Source organism: Vibrio sp. CCUG 15886, assembly GCF_028570825.1.
Classification (GTDB): Bacteria; Pseudomonadota; Gammaproteobacteria; order Enterobacterales; family Vibrionaceae; genus Vibrio; species Vibrio vulnificus_B.
The window spans coordinates 1-605 of sequence record NZ_JAQQBT010000055.1 but is presented as its reverse complement, the minus strand read 5'-3'; the positions used below and the strand labels follow the sequence as shown (position 1 = coordinate 605).

Sequence of the window (605 nt, the reverse complement as noted above, 5' to 3'; positions counted from 1 at the left end):
CTCAGAAAGCAAGGAATTAGTACCGCTAAAATAGCTAAACAACTGGGGCGTCACAAAGCCACTATCTATCGAGAAATTGAACGTAATTCCCGATACAACAGACACTTTAAAAGGTACTCCTATCAGGCATGGAGAGCCCAACAAATGGCTCGCAACCGGCTGCGCCGGTCGCGCAGAAATAAGCGCTATACCGAACTTGACTTCAGGTTACCTGAAGCCTTGCTACGACTGGATTGGAGTCCTGACCAAATCGTCGGATACCTAAGGGTAAGAGGCTATCCAACAATGAGCCACGAGCTCATTTATCAGCATATTTGGAACGACAAAACTCTCGGTGGAACCTTATGGAAGCACCTACGCCAATCCACTAAGAAAAGGCGTAAAAGGTATAACTCAAAAGACAGCCGTGGACGGCTGGCAGCAAAGCGTCATATTACCGAAAGACCTGCAAAAGCTGAGCATCGAAAAGAGCCTGGTCACTGGGAAATTGATACCGTCGTTGGCCGCGGAACCAAGCACTGTATCGTAACTTTAGTCGACAGAATGACTGGCTACACTTTTATTGGGCAAATGGACGATAGAACAAGCGAGTCGCTCAACGTAAG

General features: G+C 47.4%; 1 pseudogene. It reads left to right on the top strand.

Going from position 1 to position 605, the window contains the following annotated elements:
* Positions 1-605 (top strand): annotated as a pseudogene (locus PQQ36_RS22530) (IS30-like element ISVa6 family transposase); the annotation flags it as partial.